The organism is Microbacterium sp. CH-015, from assembly GCF_049707015.1.
GTDB lineage: Bacteria > Actinomycetota > Actinomycetes > Actinomycetales > Microbacteriaceae > Microbacterium > Microbacterium aurum.
In genome coordinates, this window is the sequence record NZ_JBNAFJ010000005.1 from 162,014 (window position 1) to 186,703 (window position 24,690).

Below are 24,690 nucleotides of genomic sequence, written 5' to 3' on the forward strand. Positions count from 1 at the left end.
TCAGTGCTCCTGGTTCTTGCGGTAGAGGCGGAACAGCACCAGGGCGATGCCGAGGGTCACGACGATCGCGCCGACGCTCACCCACAGGAACCCGTCGCCGTACTGGTCGAGCAGCTCGGTCTCGACCGCGCCGATCGAGATGTCCCACGCCTCGAGGAAGGCGAAGAAGAACGACGCGATCGCCAGCAGCACGGCGACGGCGACGAACCAGCCGGCCTTGGGAGCAGCTCCCGGGATCGGCTCACCGGGAACGCGCGGGCGCACGCCCAGCAGCGGCTCGATCCTGCCGTGCAGCGCCGGGATCAGCCACATGGCGGGGATCGCGCCGAACAGGATGCCGCTGATGAGGATGTCGACGCCGAGGCCGATGCCCTCGATCGCGAGGATCGACTGCGGCAGGCCCTCGACGAACTCGGGGTCTTCGAGGCCGATCCACACCTTCGACAGGTCGACGATCGCCGACAGCGCCTTGTCGATCAGCACGACCGTGATCGCGCCGATCCAGATCTGGGTGCGCGAGCGCGGGTTCCGGATGAGCGTGCCCGCGATGTACAGGGCGAGGAACATCTGGATGAAGCCCTCGACCTCGGCCAGGCCCGAGAAGTCGCCCATCAGCAGGTCGGTGAAGATGATCTCCCCGAGGGGCGCACCCAGGGCCGCCCAGAACGGGCTGAACAGCGCCACCATCGTCAGCGGGACGAAGACGAAGTAGCTGACGGAGACGTCGATCGGGCCGATCGAGACGTCGGGGATGACCTCGAGGATGATGTTCGACAACCCGAACAGGGCCATCGACAGCACGAAGATCATGAGTTTCTGCGGGGTCGTGAGGTCGCCCCCGGGGGCTCCGATGCCGCGCAGCGCGCCTTCGCGTCGGTAGGTGAGGTCGGTCTCGGTCACGGTCGTTCTCCTTGCGGTTCGGGATTCACGGAGCCGGAATGCGGGCTGCGTCACGGGATGTGGGGACAGGGGAGGTCATGAGGCCGGCGAGCTCGCCTGCGGAATCGACGACGTCGGTCGCGAGGCCGGATGCCAGGGCGGCGTCGAGTTCGACATCGTCGGTCGTGCCGCCGCGCACGAGCACGCGGTGGGCGATGCCGGCGGCGAGGGCGACCGCCGCATCGTTGTGCGGCTTGTCGCCGAGGAACCACGTCTGGGCGGCGTCGGCCCCCGCGATGACGAGGGCCTCGGCGACGATGCGGGTGTCGGGCTTGCGGAACCCGTTCTCGTCCGAGCACACGTACGCCGCGATGAGATGGTCGATGCCGTGCGCGGCACACTCGGCGCGGACGGCGCGGCCGCTGATGGTGTTCGACACGACGACGACGGGGATGCCCGCGGCGCGCGTCTGCTCGAGAAGATCGCGGATGCCGCTGCGGAGGCTGCGACGGCTCTTGGCTCGCCCGTACCGGTGCATCAGGTCGTGCGCTTCGGCTTCGAGCAGGGCCTGCGCGCGGGGCGAGAGGCCCGCGCCGACGCAGTCGCGCCAGAAGGTCGTCGCGTCGAGTTCGCGGATGCCGCCCGTGCCGCCGGCCGCGGCAGCGGCACGCTGCTCGGCCTTGAAGGCCCGGTGGCGGGCGCGACCGGCCGCGATGAGCGCGCGGGCGCGCGCCGCGTCGACGCGCTCATCGGGCCCATCGAGAAGTGCGGCGAGGCGCTCGCTGAATGCGTCGAGCAGGGCGTCGTCGGCCACCGAGATCGAGATGACCCCGCCGTGGTCGATGAGCAGGGCCGCGCGCCCGGTCGAGGGGGAAGCCGGGGTGGACACGGGCGCCGACGACGGGGTGGCGCTCGTGGCGGGGCGCGGCTGCGCGGCATCCCGCAGCGCCTCGAAGAGCCCCTCGGGGGTCTCGAAGACGGCGTCGGCGCTGTCGGCGATGCCGAACGGCGGGTTGTCGGTGTGCTTGCTCGCGGTGAGGACGACGGCGCCGACGCCCGCGCGGCGGCCCGCGACGACGTCACGGTCCTGCGTGTCGCCGACGTACCAGGCGTCGGCGGGCGAGACGCCCAGCGCCGTCGCGGCGAGCTCGATCATGCGCGGGTGCGGCTTGCGCATGCCGACTTCGTCGCTGTACACCTGCACGGCGAAGGCGTCTGCGAGACCGTGCGCGGCGAGCAGTCGCCGGTGGCTGCGACCCGAGTGCGCGTTGCTGACGATGCCGAGCGGGATGCCGCGGCGGTGCGCTTCGGCGAGGAGGTCGCGGATGCCGGGGCGCACCTCATGGTCGGAGAGTGTCGTGTTGAGCTCTTCGAGCACCTCGCCGGCTTCGGCGACGAGGAGCATGCGGACGGGCGTCGGCAGGTCGGCGACGAGGAAGTCGCCGACGACTTCGCGGTGGGTCATCTCGCGCGGTTCGAGGCGGCGGCTCGAGGCGTGCTTCCAATGGCCGAGGGCCGTGATCCCGGCATCCAGCGATGCGCGCACCGTGCCCCGGTCGATCACGTGTCCGGCCCGGGCGGCGCGCTCGACGAGCGACGCGGCGAGGTCGTCCCGACCGGCCGGACGCTTGGTCGTCTGGAAGACGACACCGCCGAAGTCGAGCAGGAGGGCGCGGGGCGCGTGATGCAGGGGGGAGTGGGGATCGGACACAGAGGCTCTTCTCGTTCGGGGTCGCCAACGACCGTACGAAGCGGGCGTATACGCCCAGACACGGGCGCATGAACGCTCGTGGAACGCTCCAGCTGGAATGATCTGGAACGCTCCAGCCGCTGGTAGACCGGCAGAGTGAGAGAGCCGCGGGACCGCCCGCCCACCATCCACGACGTCGCCGCGGCGGCGGGCGTGTCGAAGTCGCTCGTGTCGCTCGCGGTGCGCGGAGATGCCGGGGTGCGCGCCGAGACGCGGGCGCGGATCCTGGACGCCGCCGACCGGCTCGGGTATCGGTCGAACCCCTGGGCACGATCGCTCGTGCGCGGGCGCAGTCAGACAATCGGCGTGCTGGTCGACGATTTGCGTAGCGGCTACCACACCGACGTCGTGCACGGTGTGGAGGATGCCGCCGAGGCGGGCGGAATGACCGTCGTGATCGCCGACGGGCGGCGTGACCGCGAGGTGCTGTGCGCGCGCCTGGAGCGCATGCTGGCGCTGGGTGTCGACGGCGTCGTGATCGTGTCGGGCCAGGCGGATGCCGGCACCATCGGCGACTTCGCCCGGCGCGTGCCCCTCGTCGTGGTGGGGCGGCCGGTCGATCTGCCGCCGGGTGTCGGCCAGGTGTCGAACGACGACCGGACCGGGATGCGCCTCGCGATGCACCACCTGATCGCGCTCGGACACCGGCGCATCGCGCACCTGTCGGGATCGCAGCGCCCGGCCGCCGTCGCGCGGCGCGACTCGTATCTCGCGACGATGCGGGAGCTCGGGCTGGAGGCGGCGACCGTCGTGGAGGCCGAACCGGCGGTGCTGATCGCCGCGGTCGTGGACGGCGCTGGCGAGGCGCCGACGGCGGTGTGCTGTGCGAACGACCGCCTGGCCGTCGACCTCATCGGGCGGGCGTTCGACGCGGGCATCCGGGTGCCGGACGCACTCAGCGTCGCCGGCTACGACGACATCGATCTCGCGTCGAAGCTGCGCCCGACGCTCACGAGCGTCGACCAGCCGCGCCGCGACATGGGCGCGCTCGCGCTGCGGCAGCTGACCGACATGCTCGCGGGAAACCCCGCCCGGCACGAGGTCGCTACCCCGACCCTCGTGGTGCGCGAGTCGACCGCGCAGGTGGCGTGACCGTTGACGCGAGCCCGTCGTGCGGGTTGGCTGGCGGCATGAGCGAACCACTCCCGCTGAGTGCGGATGCCGCCGATGCCGTCGACCGCTACCTCGTCGACACCCTGATCGGTGAAGATCCGGCGCTGGCATCCGCTGTCGCCGACCAGCGGGCCGCCGGGATGCCCGACATCGAGGTCGCGCCGACGGGCGGCAAGCTGCTGCACCTGCTCGCGCGGGTGATCGGCGCGCGTCGCGTGCTCGAGATCGGCACGCTCGGCGGGTATTCGACGATCTGGCTCGCCCGGGCGCTGCCCGTCGGGGGACGCATCATCACGATCGAGGCCGAGCCCGCGCACGCCGCCGTCGCGCGGGCGAGCATCGATCGGGCGGGTGTGGGGGAGAAGGTCGAGATCCGCGTCGGCCGTGGTGCGGATGTGCTGCCGACGCTCGAGGATGCCGCGCCGTTCGACCTCGTCTTCATCGACGCTGACAAGGAGTCCAACACGATCTACCTCGATTGGGCGGCGCGCCTGGGCCGCCCCGGCACGCTCATCGTCGTCGACAACGTGGTGCGGGGCGGCCGCATCGCGGATGCCCGTGACGACAGCGCCCAGGTCGCCGGTGTCCGGGCGGGGCTCGCGATGCTGCGCGACGATCCGCGGTTCGACGCGACGGCGCTGCAGACCCTCGATGCGAAGGGCTGGGACGGCATCGCGATCGCGCTCGTGACGGATGCCGCGGCGCGGCCGGCCTCTGACGGCGGATCCGGTCGATAGTTCCAGCGCCCGGCCTGTGGCCGCGGCATCCGGGTCACTATGCTCGAAACCGGACCGAAGACGCTCCGAGATCCATCCTCCACAAGCAAGGAGTTCCCCTGTGGCACTGATCGAGGCTGTAGGCGCACGCGAAATCCTGGATTCGCGTGGCAACCCGACCGTCGAAGTGGAGGTGCTGCTCGACGACGGCATCGTCCAGCGCGCGGCCGTCCCCTCCGGCGCATCCACCGGCGCGTTCGAGGCGTACGAGCTGCGCGACGGCGACAAGAGCCGCTACGGCGGCAAGGGCGTGCTGAAGGCCGTCGCCGCCGTCATCGACGAGCTGGGCCCGGCCATCGAGGGCGTCGAGGCGAGCGAGCAGCGCGTCGTCGACGAGATCCTCATCGAGACCGACGGCACCGAGAACAAGTCGCGCACCGGCGCGAACGCGATCCTGGGCGTGAGCCTCGCGGTTGCCAAGGCGGCCGCCGACAGCGCCGACCTGCCCCTGTTCCGCTACCTCGGCGGACCCAACGCGCACGTTCTGCCCGTGCCGCTGTTCAACGTCATCAACGGCGGCGAGCACGCCGACAACGGCATCGACTTCCAGGAGTACTTCCTGGCTCCCATCGGCGCCGAGACCTACGGTGAGTCGCTGCGCTGGGGCACCGAGGTCTACCACGTCCTCAAGGGCGAGCTGAAGTCCGCGGGCTACAACACCGGCCTCGGCGACGAGGGCGGCTTCGCGCCCGACCTCCCCAGCAACCGCGAGGGCCTCGACTTCCTCATCAAGGCGATCGAGAAGGCCGGCTTCACGCCGGGCACCGACGTCGCCGTGGGACTGGACGTCGCCGCGACGGAGTTCTACAAGGACGGCGTCTACACCGTCGAGGGGCAGACCTGGTCGGCCGAGAAGCTCACCGACTACTTCGCCGACCTCGTCGCGAACTACCCCGTCGTCACGATCGAGGACGCCCTCGCCGAGGACGACTGGGACGCGTGGAAGCACCTCACCGAGAAGATCGGCGACAAGGTGCAGCTCGTCGGGGACGACCTGTTCGTCACGAACCCGGCCCGCCTGCAGAAGGGCATCGACCTGGGCGTCGCGAACGCGCTGCTCGTGAAGGTCAACCAGATCGGCACGCTGTCCGAGACGCTCGACGCGATCGCCCTCGCCACCCAGAACGGCTACCGGTCGATGCTGTCGCACCGCTCCGGCGAGACCGAGGACACCACGATCGCCGACCTCGCCGTCGCCGTCAACGCCGGTCAGATCAAGACCGGTGCGCCCGCCCGCAGCGAGCGCGTCGCGAAGTACAACCAGCTGCTGCGCATCGAGGAGGAGCTGGGGGATGCCGCGGTCTTCGCCGGCCGTGGCGCGTTCCCGCGCTTCAAGGGCTGAGCAGAGGCCGAGTATCCCGCCGCCGCGTGGCGCCGTCCGGGCAACCCGACGATCGCCACGTAGGCTGGACCGCATGACGAGAGAGGGAGCCGGACGCGCCGCGCCGGCCCCCTCTCTTCGTGCATCCGGGGACGCCTCCCGCGGCGCCGGCGGCACACGCACGCGAGGGCGGGTGGACGTGCGGGAGTGGGCCGGCGGCATCCGCTTCTCGGCGTTCACGGGGATCATGCTGGGACTCGTCGTCCTCGCGGTGTTCGTGTTGGTGCCGACGGTGGGCACCTACCTCGGGCAGCGGCAGCAGATCGCCGCGCTGGAGAACTCCGTCCGCGTCACCACCGAGCAGGTCGCTCAGCTGCAGCAGGAGAAGGACCGCTGGGCGGATCCCGCGTACATCGCCTCGCAGGCGCGCGCCCGGCTGTACTACTTCCAGCCCGGCGAGGTCGTCTACCTGATCGACGACGACCTGCCGGACACCGCGATCCCGCCCGAGCAGACCGCCGTCAGCGACGAGGTCGAGCAGACACGGGTGGACTGGATGTCGCAGCTCGTCCGCTCCGTCACCGGCGCGGGGCTCACCCAGACGGCGACGGGACCGGCCGAGACGGGCACCGCCCCCGCCGGGTGACGGCTCAGCAGGGGATCAGCCGCCGCCGGTAGCCTGGAGCAGTGTCCCATCCGCAGTCGAACACCCATCCCGCGCTGACCGAGGCGACCGCCGCCGACCTCGAGGTCATGCGCGCGCAGCTCGGGCGGCCGATGCGGGGCGTGGTGGGCATCGCGGCACGCTGCGTGTGCGGCAACCCCACGGTCGTCGCCACCGAGCCGCGGCTGCCGGACGGCACGCCGTTCCCGACGTTCTACTACCTGACCCACCCCGGCGCGACGGCGGCGATGTCGGCGCTGGAGGCGACGCAGGTCATGCGCGAGTTCTCCGAGCTGCTCGAGGACGACGCCGACGTGGCGGCGGCATACGCCGCCGCGCACGAGGCGTACCTGTCCGATCGGGCGGTGTACGGCGAGGTCCCCGAGATCGAGGGGATCTCGGCCGGGGGGATGCCGACGCGCGTGAAGTGTCTGCATGCCCTCGCCGGCCACGCGCTGGCCGCCGGTCCCGGGGTGAACCCCATCGGCGATCTCGCCCTGGAGCGCGGCGACTGGTCGCCGCAGCGGTGCACCTGCGCGCAGCCGCGCGGTGGGGCGGCATGACGGTCCGCGCCGCGCGCCTTCTCGTGGCCGCTGGGCTCGTCCTCACGAGCGCGGCGGGCGTGGGTGGGACGTCGGCGGATGCCGCGGTCACCGCGGCCGCCGAGGTGGCGCCGCCCGCCGGAGTCACCGCGCCCGCCGTGGCGACCCCGCCGGCGGGAGAGGTCGACCCGGTCCGCGCCGCCGAGTACTGGCTCGACGAGTACGGCGTGCGCACGGCGTGGGGGACCACGAAGGGCAAGGGGACGACCATCGCGATCATCGACACGGGCATCGGTCGGAAGCCGGTCGAGTTCTCCGGTGCCGTCGTCGGGGGAGCGGACTTCTCCGGGGCAGGGTCCTCCGACGGCCGCACGCCGGTGGGCGCCGTGGACGGCAACCACGGCAGCTGGGTGGCCTCCCTCGCCGCGGCACGCGGCACGGGCGCGGAGACCGGGATGATCGGTGTCGCGCCGGAGGCGAGCCTGCTGTCGATCTCGATCGGGTTCGGGGCGGCATCCTCGGTGCCGTTCGTGCAGCAGGTCGCCGACGCGATGACGTGGGCCGTCGATCACGGCGCCGACGTCATCAACCTGTCGTTCACGACCAACACGCTGACGTGGGATCCGCTGTGGGACACCGCGTTCCAGTACGCGTTCGATCACGACGTCGTCGTCGTCGTCGCGGCCGGCAACCGGGGGACCGGCACCGACCAGGTGGGGGCGCCCGCGACGATCCCCGGCGTGCTGACGGTCGGCGGGGTGAACCGGGCCGGCGTCGCCAGTGTGGAGGCGTCGACGCAGGGGATCACGATCGGGATCTCCGCGCCCAGTGAGCAGCTGCTGGGCGTCTCGGCGGACGGGCAGATCGTGGAGTGGAGCGGGACGAGCGGCGCCGCGCCCCTCGTCGCCGGCATCGCCGCCCTCGTGCGGTCAGCGCATCCCGAACTCGACGCGAACAACGTGATCAATCGGATCCTCAAGACCGCCAAGCCTGCCGCCGCGGCGACGCGCGTGCCCGATGCGACGTACGGATTCGGGCTGATCGACGCCGCCGCCGCGGTCTCGGCGAACGTCGCGACGGTGAGCGCCAGCCCGCTCCCGGGCCTGACTCTTGAGGAGTGGATCCGCCTGTATCGGCGGGCCGAGGTGGCGCCGCAGCCGACACCGACGGCGACGCCGGTGCAGCTGGATCCGCTGCCGAAAGCCGATCAGGTGGAGCGCCGATCGCCGCTGCTGCCGAGCGCCGACACCCTCCGCTACGGCACGGTGCCGCTCGTGGGTGCCACCCTGGCGGCTATACTGGTCGCGCTCGGCGTCACCGCTGCTGCCCGGCGCATCAGATCGGAACGGGCCCACCGCACTCCGAGCCGTTGATCCAAGGAGTACTCCCCCCTGTGACTAGCACAGCGACCAGCACGGCGTCTTCTGCCGTGCCCAAGATCCTCATCATCGGCGGCGGCTACGCCGGTTTCTACACCGCGTGGAAGCTCGAGAAGCACCTGCGCAAGGGCGAGGCCGAGGTCACGATCGTCGACCCGCTGCCGTACATGACGTACCAGCCGTTCCTCCCCGAGGTCGCTGCGGGCGAGATCGAGGCGCGCCACGTCATCGTGGGCCTGCGCCGTCACCTGAAGAAGACGCGGGTCATCACCGCGAAGGTGACCGGAATCGACCACGCGCACAAGACCGCGACGATCACGCCCGAGGTCGGCGAGCCCTGGCAGGAGAGCTACGACCAGATCGTGGTGACCGCCGGTGCGGTCTCCCGCACGTTCCCGATCCCCGGCATCGCCGAGAACGCGATCGGCCTGAAGACGATCGAGGAGGCCGTCGCGATCCGCGACCGCATCCTCACGAACTTCGACCGCGCCGCGAACCTCCCGCCCGGGCCGGAGCGCGACCGCCTGCTGACGGTCGTCGTGGTCGGCGGCGGCTTCGCGGGCATCGAGGTGTTCGCCGAGATGCGCGCGCTCGCGTCGTCGCTGCTGCGCGACTACCCGCAGCTGCGCTTCGAAGACACGCACTTCCACCTGATCGAGGCGATGAGCCGGATCATGCCCGAGGTCTCGCTGAAGACGAGCGAGTGGGTGCTGAAGGACCTCGCCAAGCGGGGCGCGTACGTGCACCTGGACACTCAGGTCACCGGTGCCGTCGACGGCAACGTCGAGCTGTCGACCGGTGAGGTGCTGCCGACCGACCTCATCGTCTGGACCGCCGGCGTCATGGCGAACCCGACGGTCGTCCGCGGCAGCGACCTGCCCGTCGAGGAGCGGGGCCGCATCCGCACCCGCGCCGACCTGCGCGTCGGTACGCCCGACGAGGTGGTCGAAGGCGCGTGGGCCGCCGGTGACGTGTCGGCCGTGCCGGACCTCACGGGCAAGGGTGTGGGCGGATACTGCGTGCCGAACGCGCAGCACGCCGTGCGTCAGGCGAAGCTGCTCGCGAAGAACCTCGTCGCCGTGCTGCGCGATGAGGTGCCGCGCGAGTACATCCACAACAACCTAGGCGCCGTCGCCGGCCTCGGGCTCTACAGCGGCGTGTTCCAGTCGGGCAAGATCGCGCTCAAGGGATTCATCGCCTGGTGCGCGCACCGCGGCTACCACGGTCTGGCCATGCCGTCGTGGGAGCGCAAGTGGCGCGTCATCGGCGACTGGTGGCACAACTTCTGGCTGCACCGCGACAACGTGTCGCTGCAGACCGTGCAGAACCCGCGCTACGTCTTCGAGGAGTTCGCCGCTCGTCCGCGTCCGGCCGCTCCCGAGGCGCCTGCGGCGCCCGCCGCGGCTCCGGCCGCCCCGGCGATCGACCCGAAGTCCGTCGTCGGCGAGGCGGCCCCGGTCGCCGGCGAGAAGGCCGACAAGCCGACGGATGCCGCGACGCCTGCAGCCGTGGAGGCGTCTGCTGCTGCCGCGCCCGCGAAGACGGAGACCAAGGCTCCCGCGAAGAAGAAGGCCCCGGCGAAGGCCAAGGCATGACCCACCTTTCACACGTCAGCGAGCCCCCGTCCCTTCCGGACGGGGGCTCGCCTCGTCCGCACCCTTGCACGCCCCCGGCCGTCGAGCGGGCGAGGTGCATCCCAGCGGTCGTTGAGCGAGCGAGGAACGAGCGAGACGAAACGCGGCGACTACCCTGGAGCCAAGGCCCCCATAGCCCAATGGCAGAGGCAGGCGACTTAAAATCGCTTCAGTCTGGGTTCGAGTCCCAGTGGGGGTACGGGTTCTCGCTCTTCCGCGCCCCATCGCGACAGCGCGTCGATCGCGTCGCGCAGCGCGAGACCGCGGTCGGTCAGCTCATAGGCGCGCGTGTTGTGCATCAGGGGCAGGCGGCGGAGGACACCGGCATCCTGCAGCTCCCGCAGTCTGGTCGCGAGGATGTTCGTCGGCACTCCGAGATCGCGCTGCAGGTCGCCGTAGCGTTGTGGACCGTCGAGCAGGCGCTGCACGATCAGCAGTGCCCACCGCGCGCCGACGACCTCGAGTGCGGCGGCGAGGTCGCTCACGCGGCCTGGTCTTCGGCCGGCTTCATCCAGAACGGGGAGTAGTGGTAGCCGTCGGGGTCGTCGAACTGGCGCTGATACATGAAGGGATAGTCGTCGGTGTCGCCGATTCGTCCACCGGCGGCACCCGCGCGCTCGACGAGATCATCGACCGCCTCGCGGCTGCCGAGGTCGAAGGACACGGTGACCTTGGAGTGCGTGTCCGGCCCGCCGATCATGTCTTCGGTGCCGCCCACGCTCGCGTACATCTCCCGGCTGCCGAGCATGACGTACTGCTCGGGCGCGATCGCGAAGCAGGACACGTTGTGATCGGACATCTCGGCGTTGATCGTCCAGCCGAGGGCGGTGTAGAACGCGGTCGCCCGTTCGACGCTGGCGACAGGGCAGGTGATGAAGAGGGTCATGCGCTGATACTTGCAAAATGCAAGTGCGGCGTCAAGGATCCGTCCTGCGTCGGTGCCGTAGCGTGATGAGCATGTCTTCCTCCGTCGAACGTCGTTCCAATCCGACCGCCTGGGCCGCTTTCTGGGTCGCCCTCGCCGGCCTCGTCCTCATGCCCATCCCGCTGTTCATCGGGCTGATCGTGGGCGGCGGTCTGTCCGTCATCGCGGCGATCCTGGCGGTGATCGCGCTGCTTAAAGGGCTCGCGCGCAGCGGCAAGGGCATCGCCCCCGTCGTCTTCGCCGCGATCTTCATCGCGCTCACCTGGGGCGGCATCTCGGTCGGCGGCGGCGTCATCTGGTAGGTCGGCCGCCGACGTTCACCACCCGAGGCGTCGAGCGACGGCGTCCGCGGCGGCGGTGGGGAAACCGTCCCAATCGGGCTCGAGGATCTGCCGCGTCAGCGCGAACAGTCGATGCGCAGCCTGCTCGACGGGCGCGTCGAGCGCTGAGGAGATCTCCGCGGCCCATCCCGGATAGTCCGTCTCGAAGCGGCGCGTCGGGTCGATCGCATCGCGTGTTGCGGGCGCCCGACCGGGAAGCCGACCGCGGATCGCCCGGAGCAGGTGGTTCACCGCCCAGGTGCGGATGAACTGGCCGCCGTTCAGGATCTCGCCCCGTCGCACTCGGCCGACTCCGATCAGGAGCTTCACGAGCACGAGTCGCACATCGTTCTCGGGATCGAACGCATCGCGCGTCTCGGTCGTGGCCTGGCCGGCGGCGACCACCTCGGCCGTCACGCCGTCCTCATCCACGACGACGCTGGCCTCGCCTGCCACGCTCCCCGCGAGCTCTGCTGGCTCCGCGATCGCGAACTCGAGCACATGGCCGTCGTCGTACAGCGCAACGAAGCCGAGCCCGCCCTCGCGCGCGGTCAGCAGTACCCGCTCCCGGTCCGGCAGCCAGTCGAGCGACGCGCGCGCCTCGTCGCCCCTGGTGGGTGCCGCGATCGCGAAGAAATCGTGGTCCGACCATTCGTCGCGACGGCCCCTGCCCGCAGCGGATGCCGAACCGAGAAGAACCAGCCCGATCAGCGCATCTGTCGCGCGGACGCCGGCAGCCAGGCTGTCGCTGATCGACTCGAAGCGATCGGCCGCGCTCATCGCGCGCGCCTCTCGGGGGACGCCGTCGACAGGAGTCGTGGTCGGTGCATGCGAACCTCCGCGGTGACGAATGTGGATCGCGGTTGCACCAGGTCTGTGACAGAGCCGTTCAGTTGTGGCGGCCGCGGTCTTCGCGGCTGCGCCTCACGATAGGGGGCGCGCGGCGCGGACCGCAACATCCGGCGCCCCGCCCGCCGTCACCCGCGCGATCGCCAGCGCGACCTCATCGCGGTCGCGCGGCATGTCGTCGAGCGCGTAGTGGATCGTGAGCCCCTCGATGAGCGCGTCCACCAGGCGGGCCGTCTGCGGGTCGAAGTGGCGCTCGAGCGCCGCGCGGCTGCGCGCCATCCACGCCGTGGTCAGCGCGCGATACTGCGGTTCGCGCGCTGCCAACGTGTACAACTCGTGCGTCAGCACCTGGTCGCGCTGCGTCCCGAACACGTCGTCCAGGATGATGGCGGCCACCGCAGCGCGCGCCGACGCGAGATCGGTTGCGGCGGCCATTCGCCGCTCGAATCCTGCGCTCACCGTGGTCGCGAAGCGGGTGAACGCCTCGTGCAGCAACTCGTCGATCCCCGCGAAGTGATAGGTCATCGATCCCAGCGGGACCCCTGCCGCCTGCGCGATGCGCCGGTGCGACGCACCGGCGACGCCCACGTCGGCGATGACGTCGAGGCACGCGTCGATGATCCGGTCGCGGCGGTCGGGGTCGGTCCGGCGGGACCGCCGCGGGCGAGTGCCAGCGTCAGCGGGCGGCACCGCAGCATCCGATCTCGGCACGCCATCGCGTCATACGACCACCTTCCCTGATGTGTACGATCGTACATTGTGTACTCCCTCCTGCTCGCCATCATCTACATCGCCTTCATCAGCCTCGGCTTGCCCGACTCGCTCCTCGGCGCCGGGTGGCCGGTCATGCAGGAGAGCCTGGACGTCCCCGTCGGCTTCGCCGGCATCGTCACCATGATCATCGCGAGCGGCACGGTCCTGTCGAGCCTCGCGTCCGAGCGCCTCACCCGCCGCTTCGGCGCGGGCCTGGTCACCGCCGTCAGCGTCGCGATGACCGCCGCCGCCCTGTTCGGCTTCTCCACTTCGGGGGAGTTCTGGATGCTCTGCCTCTGGGCGATCCCCTACGGACTCGGCGCGGGCGCGGTGGATGCCGCCCTCAACAACTACGTCGCCCTGCACTACGCGGCGCGCCACATGAACTGGCTGCACAGCTTCTGGGGCGTCGGGGCCTCCATCAGCCCGTTCATCATGAGCTACGCCATCACCTCCGGCCTGGGCTGGTCGGGCGCGTACCTCATCGTCGGCGTCACCCAGTCGATCCTCACCTTCGTCCTCCTCGTGAGCCTGCCGCTGTGGGGGAAGGTCAATACCGTCGTCGCTCCGGTCGTGGCGGATGCCGACGCCGTTCCGGATGCCGACGTCGTTCCGGATGCCGAGGAGGCGCCGGCGGGCAAGGGCAGCGCGCACGTCTCCCTCGCAACGGCCCTCCGCATTCCCGGCGTGGTCCTCATCCTCGCCGCGTTCTTCGCGTACTGCGCGCTGGAGAGCACCTCCATCCTCTGGGCCTCGACCTACCTCGTCGAAGAGCGCGCCGTCGCCCCCGCCACCGCCGCGGCGTTCGGCTCGCTCTTCCTGCTCGGCATCACGGCGGGCCGCTTCCTCGCCGGTTTCATCGCCGACCGGGCGGGCGACCGGCAGCTCATCCGCGGCGGATTCGTCGCTGTCGGGGTCGGCGCGCTCATGCTCGCCCTGCCGCTGGAGACCAACGTCGTCGCCCTCGCCGGCCTCGTCGTGGCGGGCCTCGGCTCGGCCCCGATCTATCCGGCGATCATCCACTCCACGCCGGTCAACTTCGGCCGGCGCAACTCGCAGGCGATCATCGGCATCCAGATGGCCGCGGCCTACGCGGGATCGACCCTCGCCCCGCCGCTGTTCGGAGCACTGTCGGCGTGGGCGGGGCTGTGGATCCTGCCGCTGTTCCTCCTCGTCCTCGTCGCGCTCGGCCTCGTGATGTCGGAGCGGCTCAACCGCATGGTCGCACGGCGCGCCGTGTGATCATCCGCCGTGCGCGGCATGCGGCGGGAGCCGCGCACGGCGGGCCGCGCTGTGCGATCAGGCGGCGACGGTCACGCTCCACGTGACGCCGAAACGATCGGTGAGCATGCCGAAGCCGGCACTCCACGCCGACGCCGCGAGGGGTTCGATCACGGTGCCGTCGACGGCGAGAGCGCGCCACAGGGGCAGCAGATCGTCCAGGGTCGCCGCCGACAGCGACACGAACATCGCCTGATCGGTCAGCGTCGCGTTGTTCTCGCGGCGCGTCCGTCCGCTGCCGATGATGCCGCGGGTCGTCTCGCCGAGCACGTCGTAGGCCATGATGCGGAACCCGCTGCCTGCGGTCACGAGACCGAAGACGACGCGGTCGGCGCCGGGCGCGTCGGCGGGCATTCCGAGCTCGCCATAGGTGGTGACGACGGCGTCGCCGTCGAACACGGAACGGTAGAACTCCAGTGCGGCACGAGCTTCGCCGCCGAAGTTGAGGTGAGTGGTGGTCTGAACGGTCATTGCGGTTCCTCCTCGGCGCCGGTCCGGATGACCGGCTGGGCTCACTCTTCCCAGCATTCAGGTCAGGTTCTGTCCGTGATCCGCATTACCCTCGGGGTCATGACGACGACCGCGCGACTGCTGCAGCTGCTCTCGCTGCTGCAGACGCGGCGCGAGTGGCCCGGCAGCCTCCTCGCCGCACGCCTCGACGTGAGCGAGCGCACCGTGCGTCGCGACGTGGAACGGCTGCGGGACCTCGGCTACCGCATCGCGGGACGGGTCGGGCCCGCTGGCGGCTACCGCCTCGAGGCCGGCAGCGACCTGCCGCCGTTGCTGTTCGACGCCGATCAAGCACTCGCGGTCGCCCTCGCGCTGCAGACCGTACGCGGCGGGACGCCGATGGACGAGGCCGCGCGCCGCGCGCTCGGGACGATCCGGCAGGTGCTGCCGGCACCGCTGCGCCACCGCCTGGACGCCGTCGAGGTCACGACGGTGTCCGTCCCCGGTGACGGCCCCGCACCCGACGTCTCCCTGGATGCCGTCGCCACCGTCGCCGCGGCGATCAGAGCCCGCGAGACGCTCCGCTTCGACTACAGCCCCAGGGGAGCGGACGGCGAGACCCTCGATACCGCCCGCCCGCCGCGACGGGCTGAGCCGCACCATCTCGTGGCCGCCGGCGGGCGCTGGTACGTGCTGGCGTGGGACGTCGACCGCGTCGACTGGCGGGTGTTCGCGCTCGAACGGCTGCGGCTGCGCACCCACAACGGCGCGCGCTTCGCGCCCCGCCCGGTGCCCGGCGGCGGCGCCGCCGCCTTCGTCTCGGGGCGGTTCCGCGGCTCGGAGAGCGGCGAATGGCCGTGCCGGGGCACGGTGCTCCTGCGCCTGCCAGCGCGCGACGTGCTGCCCTTCGCCGGTGACGGCATCGTCGTCGCGATCGGCGACGAGGCCTGCACGCTCGAGGCGGGATCGTGGTCGTGGGTCGCGCTTGCCGCATCCTTCGCACGCTACGACGCGCCGATGGAGGTCATCGGGCCCGCCGAACTCAGCGCGGCCTGCGCGACGCTCGCGGAACGATTCGCGGATGCCGCGGACCGCGCCGCCGACGGGACGTCTGCGCTGCGGTGAACCCGCGTCCTCGCGTGCGTGACACTGCGGCTCAACTACGCTGAGAGCACCCGCGCGAAGGAGCCCGATCCATGAGCCTCGACCTGCTCACCCCCACGCCCGCGAGCGCCGCTGCGCCCGCCACCGCCGCGACCGCGGCCGAGCCGTGGCGCGAACGCACCGCCGCCATCGCAGGTCTCTCCGGCCCGGTGGCGGCCATCGACGTCGACGCGCTCCGCTACAACGCCCTCGACCTCGTCGTGCGCTCCAGCGGCGTCCCCATCCGCGTCGCCAGCAAGTCGATCCGTGTCCGGGACGTGCTGGACGCCGCCCTCGCCCTGCCCGGGTACCGGGGCATCCTCGCCTTCACCCTCCCCGAGGCGCTCTGGCTCGCCGAGACGCACGATGACATCGTGCTCGGCTACCCGACGGTCGACCGCGCCGCGCTCGCGACCCTCGCCGCCGATGCGCAGGCGGCGTCCCGCATCACCCTCATGGTCGACGACCTCGCCCAACTCGACCTCGTCGACGCCGTCGCGGCGCCGGCATCCCGCGCCGAGATCCGCGTCGCGATCGACGCGGACGCCTCCTGGCGGGCACCGGTGCTCGGCCACATCGGCGTCCGCCGGTCGCCCGTGCACGACGCCGCCGAGGTCGCCCGGCTCGCGCGCAGCATCGCCCGGCGCCCCGGCTTCCGTCTCGTCGGGCTCATGATGTACGAAGCGCAGATCGCCGGGCAGCCCGACGACACCGGCTCGGGCGACGCCGTCATCCGATGGATGCAGCGGCGCTCCGGCCAGGAGCTGCTGGACCGTCGCGGCGCGATCGTCGCCGCCCTCCGCGAAATCGCGCCCCTCGAGTTCGTCAACGGCGGCGGCACCGGATCGCTGGAGTCCACGGCATCCGACCTCGCCGTCACCGAGACCACCGCCGGCAGCGGACTGCTCGCGGGCCACCTGTTCGACAGCTACCGCGCCTTCACGCCGGCGCCCGCGGCCGCGTTCGCCCTCGATGTGGTCCGAAAGCCCACCCCCGACATCGCGACGGTCCTCGGCGGCGGGTGGATCGCCTCCGGCCCGCCCGTCGCGAGCCGCCAGCCCCTGCCGGTCTGGCCGGAGGGATTGCACACGCTCGGCCGCGAAGGCGCCGGTGAGGTGCAGACCCCGCTGCAGGGCGAGGCGGCGCGCGGCCTGCGGGTGGGCGACCGGGTGTGGTTCCGGCACGCGAAGAGCGGCGAGCTGGCCGAACGCGTCGACCGCTACCACCTGACCTCCGGCGATCGTCTGGTCGGCGAAGCGGCCACCTACCGGGGCGAAGGGAAGGCGCTCCTGTGACGAGGCCCGGCGGAACCTGGCAGAACTGGGGACGCACCGAGAAGGTGCGGCCCCAGCTCGTGGAGTACCCGACGACCATCTCCGCCGTCCGCTGATCGGTCCGCTCGGCCTCCGCCCGCGGCCGCGCGATCAAGGCCGTCGGCGCGGGTCACAGCTTCACCGGCATCGCCGTCGCGCCGGGCACCCTGCTCGATCTCAGCGACCTGTCCGGCCTCGTCTCGGTGGACCGCGAGCGTTCGCGGGTGCGCCTGCTCGCGGGAACGCGGCTGCACCGCATCCCCGCTCTACTCGCTCCCTACGGGCTCGCGATGACCAACCTCGGCGACATCGACCGGCAGTCGATCTCTGGAGCCATCTCCACCGGCACGCACGGCACGGGACTCCGCTTCGGGGGACTGGCCACCCAGGTCGTCGGCGCCACCCTCGTCACCGCCGACGGCGAGCTGCTCACCGTCGATGAGGAGGAGAACGCCGAACTGCTTCCGGCGGTCGCCCTCGGACTCGGTGCCCTCGGCATCCTCGTCGACGTCACGATCCAGTGCGTCCCCGCCTTCGTCCTGCGCGCGGTCGAGCGTCCCGAGCCGCTGCCGGACGTCGTCGCCGGCTTCGGCGAGCGGGTGAAGGATGCCGACCACTTCGAGTTCTACTGGTTTCCGCACACCGATGTCGCCCTCACCAAGACCAACACGCGTCTGCCGGCGGATGCCGCGACCCACCCGCTCGGCGCCGTCACGCGGTTCGTCGACGACGCGCTGATCGGCAACCGCGTGCACCAGGCCGTCTGCAGCGCCGGTCGAGCGGTGCCGGCCCTCGTCCCCGGCATCAATCGCCTGTCGGCGAGGGTCTGGGGCGACCGGGGGTTCTCCGACCTGTCGCACCGGGTCTTCGCGACCAGCCGCAGCGTCCGCTTCCGCGAGATGGAGTACGCCGTCCCTCTCGAGCGCCTGCCCGACGCGTTCGCCGCCGTGCAGCGGGTCATCGACGCCAACGGCTGGCGCATCGAGTTCCCGATCGAGGTGCGCGCCGCCGCCGGCGACGATCGGTGGCTGTCGACGGCGCACGGCCGCGACAGCGGCTACATCGCGGTCCATCGCTACTGGCGCGCCGACCCGACCGACTACTTCGCCGCGGTCGAAGAGGTCATGCTCGCCCACGAGGGCCGACCGCACTGGGGCAAGATGCACACGCTCGACGCCGCGGCGCTGCGCACCCGCTACCCGCGGTTCGAGGAGTTCATCGCGCTGCGCGACCGGCTCGACCCCGAGCGCCGGTTCCGCAACCCCTACCTCGACCGCGTGCTCGGCGCCTGACCGGCGCGCGCCGCCGCCGCGGCCCATTGCCGCGGACAAGGGTGGAAAACGCCTGAGAGTGCGGGCACGGGAGGAAGCCCCCGGCATCCGCGCCGATAAGATGAGCCTCAGTCGATGGGAGTCGTATGGAATGGCTGATCCCGGTCCTGATCGTCGTCGCGCTGGTCGTGATCGTCGGGATCTACCTGTGGGCGACGTACAACTCGCTCGTCGCGCTGAACGTGCGGGTGGACGAGGCCTGGAGTGACATCACGGTGCAGCTCAAACGCCGCGCCGACCTCCTGCCGAACCTCATCGAGACGGTCAAGGGCTACGCCGCGCACGAGAAAGCGGTGTTCGAGAACGTCACCCGCGCGCGTGCCGAGACGCTCACCGCCGAATCTCCCGCCGCGGCCGGAGTGGCCGAGGGGCACATGCAGCAGGCGCTGAAGTCACTGTTCGCCGTCGCCGAGGCCTACCCGCAGCTGCAGGCGAGCCAGAACTTCCTGCAGCTGCAGCAGTCGGTCGTCGACACCGAGGACAAGATCCAGGCGTCGCGCCGGTTCTACAACGGCGGCGTCCGCGAGCTCAACACGAAGATCAAGGTGTTCCCCAACAACCTCTTCGCGCGCAACCTCGGCTTCCACGAGCGCGAGTTCTTCGAGGTCGTCGACGGCGCGGCCATCGCCGAGCCGCCGCGAATCCAGTTCTGAGCGCATGTACTCCGCGATCGCGCGGAACAAGCGCAACACCTGGCTGATCCTCAGCGGCTTCGTCGTCGTGCTCGGCCTCATCGGCCTCGCGGCGGGGTGGCTCGCCGGCAACAACTGGTGGGTCACCGCGTTCGTCCTCGTGGGCGCTGCCGGTTACGCCACCGCGCAGTACTTCCTCGCCGACCGTGAGGCCATCGCCCTCTCGGGCGCGCAACCGGTCACGCGTGAGGAAGCGCCGCGCTATTACCGCCTCGTCGAGAATCTCTGCATCACGACGGGAACCCCCATGCCCGCGCTGTACGTCGTGGACGACCCGGCGCCGAATGCGTTCGCGACCGGCCGCACGCCCGACAAGGCGGCGATCACCGTGACCACCGGCCTGTTCGAGATCATGACCGACCGGGAGCTGGAAGGTGTGCTGGGCCACGAACTCGCACACATCCGCAATTACGACATCCGCGTCTCGCTCGCCGTGTTCGGACTCGTCGTCGCGGTCGGACTCGTCGCCGACCTGCTCATGCGGTTCGCCTTCTTCGGCGGTGCCCGGCGCGGAGGCAACAACCAGACGCAGGTGCTCTTCCTCATCTTCGGACTCGTGGCGGCGATCGTCGCGCCGCTGCTGGCCGGTGTCGTGCAGGCATCCATCTCCCGCCAACGCGAATACCTCGCCGACGCGACGAGCGCCCTGACGACCCGCGACCCCGACGGTCTCGCGTCCGCCCTCGGCAAGCTGGGGGAGTACGGCAGACCCCTCGCGAAAGCCAACACGTCGATGGCCCACCTGTGGATCAGTGACCCGTTGCGCCCCGGCGCGGTGTCACGGCTGTTCGCCACCCACCCGCCGATCCCGGACCGCATCGCGCGGCTGCAGCACATGGGCGACCGGTTCTGACGATCGGTGCCGGCGCGCCCGGGTGATCGCGCCCGACCAGCGGGATCTCAACCAGCCGACACGCGCTCGTGGCGGACGGCGCCCCCCCGGCATCCCGCACCCGGCACGGAATATGCGGCGTCCTAGACTGGCGGGATGAGCGGCTCCGGCGACAAGGCGAAGGACACCGATCGCGGCACGTTCCTCGACGCGATCCGCAATCGCACCGTCACGACCGAGATCGACGCGAGTCTGCCGCGCGGCCTGCGGGTCGCCACCGCGTACGCGTGGCGCTTCGTCGTGCTGGCGGTGGCCGTCGGCATCCTGATCTGGCTCGTCATCCAGCTGAAGCTGCTCGTGATCCCGCTGCTGGTCGCGCTCCTGGTGACGGCCCTGCTGTGGCCGGCGTTCAGCTGGATGCTGCGCCGCGGCGTGCCGAAGTGGCTCGCGATCGTGGTGTCGGTGCTCGGCACGATCGCGATCGTCGGCGGCCTCATGTGGCTCGCGGTCTGGCAGATCACGCGGCAGTGGGCGAGTGTGCGCGACCGCACCGTCGAGTCCGTCGCGCGCCTGCGTCAGTACCTCATCGATGGACCGCTGCACCTCACCTCCACGCAGATCGACGACCTCCTCCGTCAGGCGGGCGCCTTCCTGCAGCAGCAGGTCGAGCTCCTCTGGTCCGGCGCCCTCGTCGTCGGCTCCACCGTCGGGCACGTCGTCACCGGCGCCGTGCTGGCGCTGTTCATCCTGCTGTGCACCCTCGCCGACGGCGCAGGGATCTGGCGGTGGGTCGTGCGCCTGTTCCCACGGCGCGCCCGCGCCGACGTCGACGGCGCCGGCCGCGCCGGGTGGCGCACCGTCGTCACGTACGCGCGCACGCAGCTGCTCGTCGCGACCATCGACGCCACCGGCATCGCCCTGGGGGCGTTCCTGCTGCAGGTGCCCCTCGCGATCCCGATCGGGGTCCTCGTCTTCCTCGGCGCGTTCGTCCCGTTCGTCGGCGCCGTCGTGACCGGCGCTCTCGCGGTCTTCCTCGCCCTCGTCTACAACGGGCCGTGGATCGCGCTGTGGATGCTGGTGGTCGTGCTCGCGGTGCAGCAGATCGAGGGGCACATCCTGCAGCCGCTGCTGATGGGATCCGCCGTGAAGGTGCACCCCCTCGCCGTCGTGCTGGTCGTCGCCGGAGGCGCGATGATCGCCGGCATCCCGGGGGCGCTGTTCGCCGTGCCGCTGGCGGCCTTCGTCAATGTCGTCGCCGTCTACCTCGGCCGCAGCCGGGACGGCGTGGGGCCGCCCCTCCGTCCCGAAGACGTCGATCTCATCTGGAGCACCGTGCCCCGCAGCAGGAGGACCCCCGCGTGAACATCCCGACCCTGGCGGAGTTCGAGGTCGCCGCGGCCGTGCTCGACGACGTCGTCGTGAAGACCCCGTTCGACGTCTCCGAGCACCTCACCGACGTGCTCGGCGCGCCGGTGTACCTGAAGCTGGAGAACCTGCAGCGCACCGGTTCGTTCAAGATCCGCGGCGCGACCTACCGGCTCTCGCGTCTGACGGCCGAGGAGCGCGCGCGCGGCGTCGTCGCCGCCTCCGCCGGCAACCACGCTCAGGGCGTGGCGCTCGCGGCGCAGAAGCTCGGCATCCCCGCGACGATCTTCATGCCCCTCGGCGTTCCCGTCCCCAAACTCCTCGCCACCCGCGGCTACGGGGCCGAGGTGATCCTCGAGGGCGCGACGGTCGAGACGCCGCTGCGCCTCGCCGCCGAGTTCGCCGAGCGCACCGGCGCCGTGCTCATCCACCCGTTCGACCACGGTGACGTCATCATCGGACAGGGCACCCTCGGCCTCGAGCTGTGGGATGCCCTGCCCGAGCTCGACACCGTCATCGTCGGCATCGGCGGGGGCGGCCTCATCGCCGGCGTCGCGGCCGCCGTGAAGGCGCGTGCTGCCGCGGCCGGGCGCACCGTCCGCGTGATCGGCGTGCAGGCGGCGAACTCCGCCGCCTACCCGTCATCGCTCGCGGCGGGGGAGCCGCTGACGGTGGAGACCTCGCCGACGATCGCCGACGGCATCGCCGTCGCCCGACCCGGCGACATCCCGTTCGAGGTGATCAGCGAGCTGGTCGACGAGGTCGTCACCGTCACGGACGACGACATCGCCCGAGCGCTCCTGGTGCTGCTGGAGCGCGCGAAGCAGGTCGTCGAGCCAGCCGGTGCCGTCGGCGTCGCTGCGATCCTCTCCGGCAAGGTCACCGCGACCGGTCCGACCGCGGTGATCCTGTCCGGCGGCAACATCGACCCCCTGCTGCTGCAGCGTGTCGTCGCGCATGGACTCGCGGCATCCGGTCGCTACATGACCCTGCAGATCCCGTTGCCGGATCGACCCGGCCAGCTCGCCCGGGTGTCGGAGCTGCTGTCGATCGCCGGAGCGAACGTCATCGAGGTGCTGCACACCCGGCATGGCCAGGGCCTGCAGATCAGCGAGGTCATCCTGCAGCTGAGCGTCGAGACGCGCGGTGAAGAGCACCGCGCGCACGTCATCAGCGTGCTCGAGGAGGCGGGCTTCCACCCCCGCGTCGTGCAGGACTGACCTCGCCCGGTCGGGTCACTGCCCGTTGTAGGTGTCGACCTTGATGATCTCGACGGCGATCTCGCGGCCGTTGGGCGCGGTGTACGAGGTCTTCTCGCCCTCGGCGAGGCCCAGGATCGCCGCACCCAGCGGCGACGCCTCGCTGTAGACGTCGAGCTCGGATCCGGCGGCGATCTCGCGGCTGCCGAGGAGGAACACCTCTTCGCCGCCGGCGACGATCGCGGTGACGACGGTGCCGCTGCGGACCGTGCCGTCGGACTCCGGCGCCTCGCCCACGACGGCCTCCTTCAGCAGCTGCTGCAGGGTGCGGATGCGGGCCTCCTGCTTGCCCTGCTCGTCCTTCGCCGCGTGGTAGCCGCCGTTCTCCTTCAGGTCGCCCTCTTCGCGCGCCGCCTCGATGCGCTTGGCGATCTCCTCGCGTCCCGTTGTCGACAGATGCTCCAGCTCGGCGGCGAGCCGGTCGTAGGCGTCCTGGGTGAGGAAGGTCTCCGTGTTCTCGGGCACGTCGTCTCCTTGGTCGAGTCGGGTCGAGTCTCATGGACTCGTCCGGGCCGCATCGCGCCGCCCGGGGTGTAAGCCAAACGCCCCGGCAGCAGCCAGGGCGCGTGTATGTCGGATCAGCCTACGGGATCCAGCAGGAGGGCACCAAACCGGTCGTCGCCTCCGCCGTCGTCGGCACCGTCTCGCTGAACCGGCGGGTATGGGCGGGGTCGGCGGGGTACTCCACGACGCGCCAGCCCACGATGCCGTGCTCGGTGTCCTGCGCCTCGATGATGCACGTCACCGGCTCACCCTGCCGCAGCGTCACCTGGAAGTCGACGGTCACGCGGTGCTCGTCGACGAGATGGAATCCCGTCACGTCGATGTCCACGGCATCCGTCGTCTGCGCCACCGTGGTCCAGCCGAGGTAGCCCACGGCGGCGACGGCGACGGCGCCGACGCCGATCCAGGCCCAGCGACGACCGCGGCTGCCGCGGGCGCGGCCGTAGCGATCGTCGAGCTCCTGCTGGGTGCGGGTGAGAGTCATGGCATTCCCGAGGTTCTAGGCTGGACTTCCAGGCTATGCGCTCTGCGCGGAACTGAGGAACGATGCCCGAACTGCCGCTCGCCCTGGTGCGCGCCGCCACGGCGACGCCGTCGCCCACCCCGACCTACGACCCCGACAGCATCACGCCGGGGTTCGCCGGATTCGTTGCGATCGCGCTGCTGGCGGTCGTCGTCATCTTCCTCATCATCGACATGCTCCGCCGCATCCGCCGCGCGGGCTACCGCGCCGAGATCCGCGAAGAGCTGGATGCCGAGGAGGAGGCCGCCCGGCAGGCGGAGGAGGCCACCCGGGCCAGCGACGTCGACGATCAGGACATCGACCCGCAGCAGCGCTGAACGCGCGGCGGCGACGCGCGCCGCGTGTTCAGGAGGCGCCGAGCGAGGGCCGGAGCGGGTCGAGCGCGATCAGCAGGCACGCCGTCCAGTGGCAGAGGAAGGCCAGCACGGTGCAGACGTGGAAGATCTCGTGGAACCCGAAGTGGCCGGGCCACGGGTTCGGCTTCTTCATCGCGTAGACGATCGCGCCGCCGGTGTAGAGCAGGCCGCCGACGATCACGAGGATCATCATGGCGAGGTTCGCGTTCATCAGGTCGACGAGATACATCACCGCCGCCCAGCCGAGCAGCAGGTACAGCGCCACGTAGAGCCAGCGCGGCGCATGGATCCAGAAGACACGGAACACGATGCCGGCGAGCGCGCCCGACCACACCAGTACGAGCAGCAGCGTCCCCTTGCCCGGTGGCAGGGCGAGCACGGCGATCGGGGTGTAGGTGCCCGCGATCAGCAGCAGGATGTTGGCGTGGTCGATGCGCTTGAGCACCGCCTTCGTCGTCGGCCCCCAGTCGAACCGGTGGTACAGCGCGGAGTTGCCGAACAGCAGCAGCGAGGTCGCCATGAACACCGCGGCGGCCCACTTCGCTGCCGCGCCCTCGGCGACGACGATGAGCACGATCCCGGCGACGATCGCAACGGGGAAAGTACCGGCGTGGATCCAGCCGCGCCAGGTCGGCCGCAGGTCGACCTGCGCGCTGACGGACGCGGCTTCGAGAAGGGGAAGCTGGGGCATCTCGGCGCCCTCGTCGTGCGTGGCTCGGGTCACGGCATGAGCATA

26 protein-coding genes, 1 tRNA gene and 1 pseudogene are annotated in these 24,690 nt (G+C 71.2%); 18 read left to right on the forward strand and 10 right to left on the reverse strand.

The features are described from left to right. Window positions 1-900 (reverse strand): cell division protein FtsQ, encoded by a 900-nt coding sequence (locus tag ACPYN4_RS09795; protein ID WP_424446255.1) that lies wholly within the window; start codon window positions 898-900, stop codon window positions 1-3. Between the two features lie 25 nt (window positions 901-925). Then, on the reverse strand, window positions 926-2,590 hold the full coding sequence (locus tag ACPYN4_RS09800; RefSeq protein ID WP_424446256.1) for an HAD-IA family hydrolase: 1,665 nt from the start codon (window positions 2,588-2,590) through the stop codon (window positions 926-928). Window positions 2,591-2,725: 135 nt separating this feature from the next. Here ACPYN4_RS09800 and ACPYN4_RS09805 point away from each other — a divergent pair, with 135 nt between their 5' ends. The 8 genes from ACPYN4_RS09805 (at window position 2,726) to ACPYN4_RS09840 (ending at window position 10,257) form a co-directional block, all read left to right on the forward strand. Then, window positions 2,726-3,721, forward strand: a complete 996-nt coding sequence (locus ACPYN4_RS09805) for a LacI family DNA-binding transcriptional regulator (protein ID WP_424446257.1) — start codon at window positions 2,726-2,728, stop codon at window positions 3,719-3,721. Between the two features lie 38 nt (window positions 3,722-3,759). Continuing rightward, window positions 3,760-4,479 carry an O-methyltransferase gene (locus ACPYN4_RS09810; protein ID WP_424446258.1) on the forward strand — a complete coding sequence of 240 codons (720 nt, stop codon included), beginning with the start codon at window positions 3,760-3,762 and terminating at the stop codon, window positions 4,477-4,479. Between the two features lie 100 nt (window positions 4,480-4,579). Continuing rightward, window positions 4,580-5,860 carry a phosphopyruvate hydratase gene (gene eno, locus ACPYN4_RS09815; protein WP_424446259.1) on the forward strand — a complete coding sequence of 427 codons (1,281 nt, stop codon included), beginning with the start codon at window positions 4,580-4,582 and terminating at the stop codon, window positions 5,858-5,860. Window positions 5,861-5,933: 73 nt separating this feature from the next. Next, on the forward strand, window positions 5,934-6,485 hold the full coding sequence (locus tag ACPYN4_RS09820) for a septum formation initiator family protein (protein ID WP_424446260.1): 552 nt from the start codon (window positions 5,934-5,936) through the stop codon (window positions 6,483-6,485). A 107-nt stretch (window positions 6,486-6,592) separates the two neighbouring features. Then, entirely contained in the window at window positions 6,593-7,066 is a 474-nt protein-coding gene (locus ACPYN4_RS09825; protein ID WP_424446285.1) for a DUF501 domain-containing protein, read from the forward strand. Then, window positions 7,063-8,418 (forward strand): S8 family peptidase, encoded by a 1,356-nt coding sequence (locus ACPYN4_RS09830; protein WP_424446261.1) that lies wholly within the window; start codon window positions 7,063-7,065, stop codon window positions 8,416-8,418. Before ACPYN4_RS09825 ends, ACPYN4_RS09830 begins: the two co-directional genes overlap by 4 nt. Before the next feature lie 56 nt (window positions 8,419-8,474). After that, window positions 8,475-10,019 carry an NAD(P)/FAD-dependent oxidoreductase gene (locus ACPYN4_RS09835; RefSeq protein ID WP_424446286.1) on the forward strand — a complete coding sequence of 515 codons (1,545 nt, stop codon included), beginning with the start codon at window positions 8,475-8,477 and terminating at the stop codon, window positions 10,017-10,019. A 165-nt stretch (window positions 10,020-10,184) separates the two neighbouring features. Next, window positions 10,185-10,257, forward strand: a tRNA-Leu gene (locus tag ACPYN4_RS09840). On the opposite strand, the gene ACPYN4_RS09845 is transcribed toward ACPYN4_RS09840, so the two are convergent. Next, window positions 10,217-10,543, reverse strand: a complete 327-nt coding sequence (locus tag ACPYN4_RS09845) for a winged helix-turn-helix transcriptional regulator (protein ID WP_424446287.1) — start codon at window positions 10,541-10,543, stop codon at window positions 10,217-10,219. The genes ACPYN4_RS09840 and ACPYN4_RS09845 overlap by 41 nt on opposite strands. Further along, a complete protein-coding gene (locus ACPYN4_RS09850; RefSeq protein WP_424446262.1) occupies window positions 10,540-10,944 on the reverse strand; it encodes a VOC family protein in 405 nt (134 codons plus the stop codon). The genes ACPYN4_RS09845 and ACPYN4_RS09850 overlap by 4 nt, the downstream gene beginning before the upstream one ends. A gap of 71 nt (window positions 10,945-11,015) precedes the next feature. On the opposite strand from ACPYN4_RS09850, the gene ACPYN4_RS09855 reads away from it, so the two are divergent. Then, window positions 11,016-11,285: a hypothetical protein gene (locus ACPYN4_RS09855; RefSeq protein ID WP_076692138.1), complete on the forward strand. Its 270-nt coding sequence runs from the start codon at window positions 11,016-11,018 to the stop codon at window positions 11,283-11,285. A gap of 15 nt (window positions 11,286-11,300) precedes the next feature. On the opposite strand, the gene ACPYN4_RS09860 is transcribed toward ACPYN4_RS09855, so the two are convergent. Then, the gene (locus ACPYN4_RS09860) at window positions 11,301-12,083 is read right to left on the reverse strand and encodes a hypothetical protein (RefSeq protein ID WP_424446263.1); all 783 of its coding nucleotides are present in this window, start codon (window positions 12,081-12,083) and stop codon (window positions 11,301-11,303) included. A gap of 144 nt (window positions 12,084-12,227) precedes the next feature. Continuing rightward, entirely contained in the window at window positions 12,228-12,842 is a 615-nt protein-coding gene (locus ACPYN4_RS09865; protein WP_281652899.1) for a TetR/AcrR family transcriptional regulator, read from the reverse strand. Between the two features lie 69 nt (window positions 12,843-12,911). Here ACPYN4_RS09865 and ACPYN4_RS09870 point away from each other — a divergent pair, with 69 nt between their 5' ends. Further along, window positions 12,912-14,147 (forward strand): MFS transporter, encoded by a 1,236-nt coding sequence (locus tag ACPYN4_RS09870; protein ID WP_315550345.1) that lies wholly within the window; start codon window positions 12,912-12,914, stop codon window positions 14,145-14,147. A gap of 57 nt (window positions 14,148-14,204) precedes the next feature. Here the strand turns inward: ACPYN4_RS09870 and ACPYN4_RS09875 are convergent, their stop codons facing one another. Further along, window positions 14,205-14,657: a VOC family protein gene (locus ACPYN4_RS09875; protein ID WP_281652901.1), complete on the reverse strand. Its 453-nt coding sequence runs from the start codon at window positions 14,655-14,657 to the stop codon at window positions 14,205-14,207. A gap of 99 nt (window positions 14,658-14,756) precedes the next feature. Here ACPYN4_RS09875 and ACPYN4_RS09880 point away from each other — a divergent pair, with 99 nt between their 5' ends. From ACPYN4_RS09880 to ilvA, 7 genes and pseudogenes are all read left to right on the forward strand, one after another. Next, window positions 14,757-15,761, forward strand: coding sequence for a helix-turn-helix transcriptional regulator (locus ACPYN4_RS09880; protein WP_424446264.1), 1,005 nt, complete (start codon window positions 14,757-14,759; stop codon window positions 15,759-15,761). Window positions 15,762-15,832: 71 nt separating this feature from the next. Further along, a complete protein-coding gene (locus ACPYN4_RS09885) occupies window positions 15,833-17,074 on the forward strand; it encodes an alanine racemase (RefSeq protein WP_424446265.1) in 1,242 nt (413 codons plus the stop codon). Continuing rightward, a pseudogene (locus ACPYN4_RS09890) lies at window positions 17,071-18,384 on the forward strand (D-arabinono-1,4-lactone oxidase). Before ACPYN4_RS09885 ends, ACPYN4_RS09890 begins: the two are co-directional and overlap by 4 nt. A 125-nt stretch (window positions 18,385-18,509) precedes the next feature. Next, complete coding sequence (locus ACPYN4_RS09895) at window positions 18,510-19,076, forward strand: LemA family protein (protein WP_076690357.1); 567 nt, start codon at window positions 18,510-18,512, stop codon at window positions 19,074-19,076. 4 nt (window positions 19,077-19,080) lie between these two features. Beyond that, complete coding sequence (locus ACPYN4_RS09900) at window positions 19,081-19,968, forward strand: M48 family metalloprotease (protein WP_424446266.1); 888 nt, start codon at window positions 19,081-19,083, stop codon at window positions 19,966-19,968. 135 nt (window positions 19,969-20,103) lie between these two features. Next, complete coding sequence (locus ACPYN4_RS09905) at window positions 20,104-21,309, forward strand: AI-2E family transporter (protein ID WP_239281182.1); 1,206 nt, start codon at window positions 20,104-20,106, stop codon at window positions 21,307-21,309. Beyond that, window positions 21,306-22,532 carry a threonine ammonia-lyase gene (gene ilvA, locus ACPYN4_RS09910; protein ID WP_424446267.1) on the forward strand — a complete coding sequence of 409 codons (1,227 nt, stop codon included), beginning with the start codon at window positions 21,306-21,308 and terminating at the stop codon, window positions 22,530-22,532. The genes ACPYN4_RS09905 and ilvA overlap by 4 nt, the downstream gene beginning before the upstream one ends. A gap of 15 nt (window positions 22,533-22,547) precedes the next feature. Here ilvA and greA read toward each other — a convergent pair whose 3' ends face one another. Both greA and ACPYN4_RS09920 read right to left on the reverse strand, forming a co-directional pair. Continuing rightward, on the reverse strand, window positions 22,548-23,036 hold the full coding sequence (gene greA, locus ACPYN4_RS09915) for a transcription elongation factor GreA (protein WP_239281186.1): 489 nt from the start codon (window positions 23,034-23,036) through the stop codon (window positions 22,548-22,550). Window positions 23,037-23,154: 118 nt separating this feature from the next. Then, complete coding sequence (locus tag ACPYN4_RS09920; protein ID WP_239281188.1) at window positions 23,155-23,559, reverse strand: DUF4307 domain-containing protein; 405 nt, start codon at window positions 23,557-23,559, stop codon at window positions 23,155-23,157. Between the two features lie 62 nt (window positions 23,560-23,621). Here ACPYN4_RS09920 and ACPYN4_RS09925 point away from each other — a divergent pair, with 62 nt between their 5' ends. After that, entirely contained in the window at window positions 23,622-23,915 is a 294-nt protein-coding gene (locus tag ACPYN4_RS09925; protein WP_076690363.1) for a hypothetical protein, read from the forward strand. 28 nt (window positions 23,916-23,943) lie between these two features. Here the strand turns inward: ACPYN4_RS09925 and trhA are convergent, their stop codons facing one another. Then, entirely contained in the window at window positions 23,944-24,645 is a 702-nt protein-coding gene (trhA, locus tag ACPYN4_RS09930) for a PAQR family membrane homeostasis protein TrhA (protein ID WP_424446288.1), read from the reverse strand. Window positions 24,646-24,690: the final 45 nt, after the last annotated feature.

Excerpts from the sequence above, each read along its gene's own strand:
- ACPYN4_RS09880 (WP_424446264.1), top strand. The coding sequence starts at position 14,757 with ATGACGACGACCGCGCGACTGCTGCAGCTGCTCTCGCTGCTGCAGACG.
- ACPYN4_RS09885 (WP_424446265.1), top strand. The coding sequence starts at position 15,833 with ATGAGCCTCGACCTGCTCACCCCCACGCCCGCGAGCGCCGCTGCGCCC.
- ACPYN4_RS09825 (WP_424446285.1), top strand. The coding sequence starts at position 6,593 with ATGCGCGCGCAGCTCGGGCGGCCGATGCGGGGCGTGGTGGGCATCGCG.
- ACPYN4_RS09860 (WP_424446263.1), bottom strand. The coding sequence starts at position 12,083 with ATGAGCGCGGCCGATCGCTTCGAGTCGATCAGCGACAGCCTGGCTGCC.
- ACPYN4_RS09850 (WP_424446262.1), bottom strand. The coding sequence starts at position 10,944 with ATGACCCTCTTCATCACCTGCCCTGTCGCCAGCGTCGAACGGGCGACC.
- ACPYN4_RS09810 (WP_424446258.1), top strand. The coding sequence starts at position 3,760 with ATGAGCGAACCACTCCCGCTGAGTGCGGATGCCGCCGATGCCGTCGAC.
- ACPYN4_RS09895 (WP_076690357.1), top strand. The coding sequence starts at position 18,510 with ATGGAATGGCTGATCCCGGTCCTGATCGTCGTCGCGCTGGTCGTGATC.
- ACPYN4_RS09905 (WP_239281182.1), top strand. The coding sequence starts at position 20,104 with ATGAGCGGCTCCGGCGACAAGGCGAAGGACACCGATCGCGGCACGTTC.
- ACPYN4_RS09900 (WP_424446266.1), top strand. The coding sequence starts at position 19,081 with ATGTACTCCGCGATCGCGCGGAACAAGCGCAACACCTGGCTGATCCTC.
- ACPYN4_RS09820 (WP_424446260.1), top strand. The coding sequence starts at position 5,934 with ATGACGAGAGAGGGAGCCGGACGCGCCGCGCCGGCCCCCTCTCTTCGT.
- trhA (WP_424446288.1), bottom strand. The coding sequence starts at position 24,645 with ATGCCCCAGCTTCCCCTTCTCGAAGCCGCGTCCGTCAGCGCGCAGGTC.
- ACPYN4_RS09830 (WP_424446261.1), top strand. The coding sequence starts at position 7,063 with ATGACGGTCCGCGCCGCGCGCCTTCTCGTGGCCGCTGGGCTCGTCCTC.
- ACPYN4_RS09920 (WP_239281188.1), bottom strand. The coding sequence starts at position 23,559 with ATGACTCTCACCCGCACCCAGCAGGAGCTCGACGATCGCTACGGCCGC.
- ACPYN4_RS09875 (WP_281652901.1), bottom strand. The coding sequence starts at position 14,657 with ATGACCGTTCAGACCACCACTCACCTCAACTTCGGCGGCGAAGCTCGT.
- ACPYN4_RS09925 (WP_076690363.1), top strand. The coding sequence starts at position 23,622 with ATGCCCGAACTGCCGCTCGCCCTGGTGCGCGCCGCCACGGCGACGCCG.
- ACPYN4_RS09855 (WP_076692138.1), top strand. The coding sequence starts at position 11,016 with ATGTCTTCCTCCGTCGAACGTCGTTCCAATCCGACCGCCTGGGCCGCT.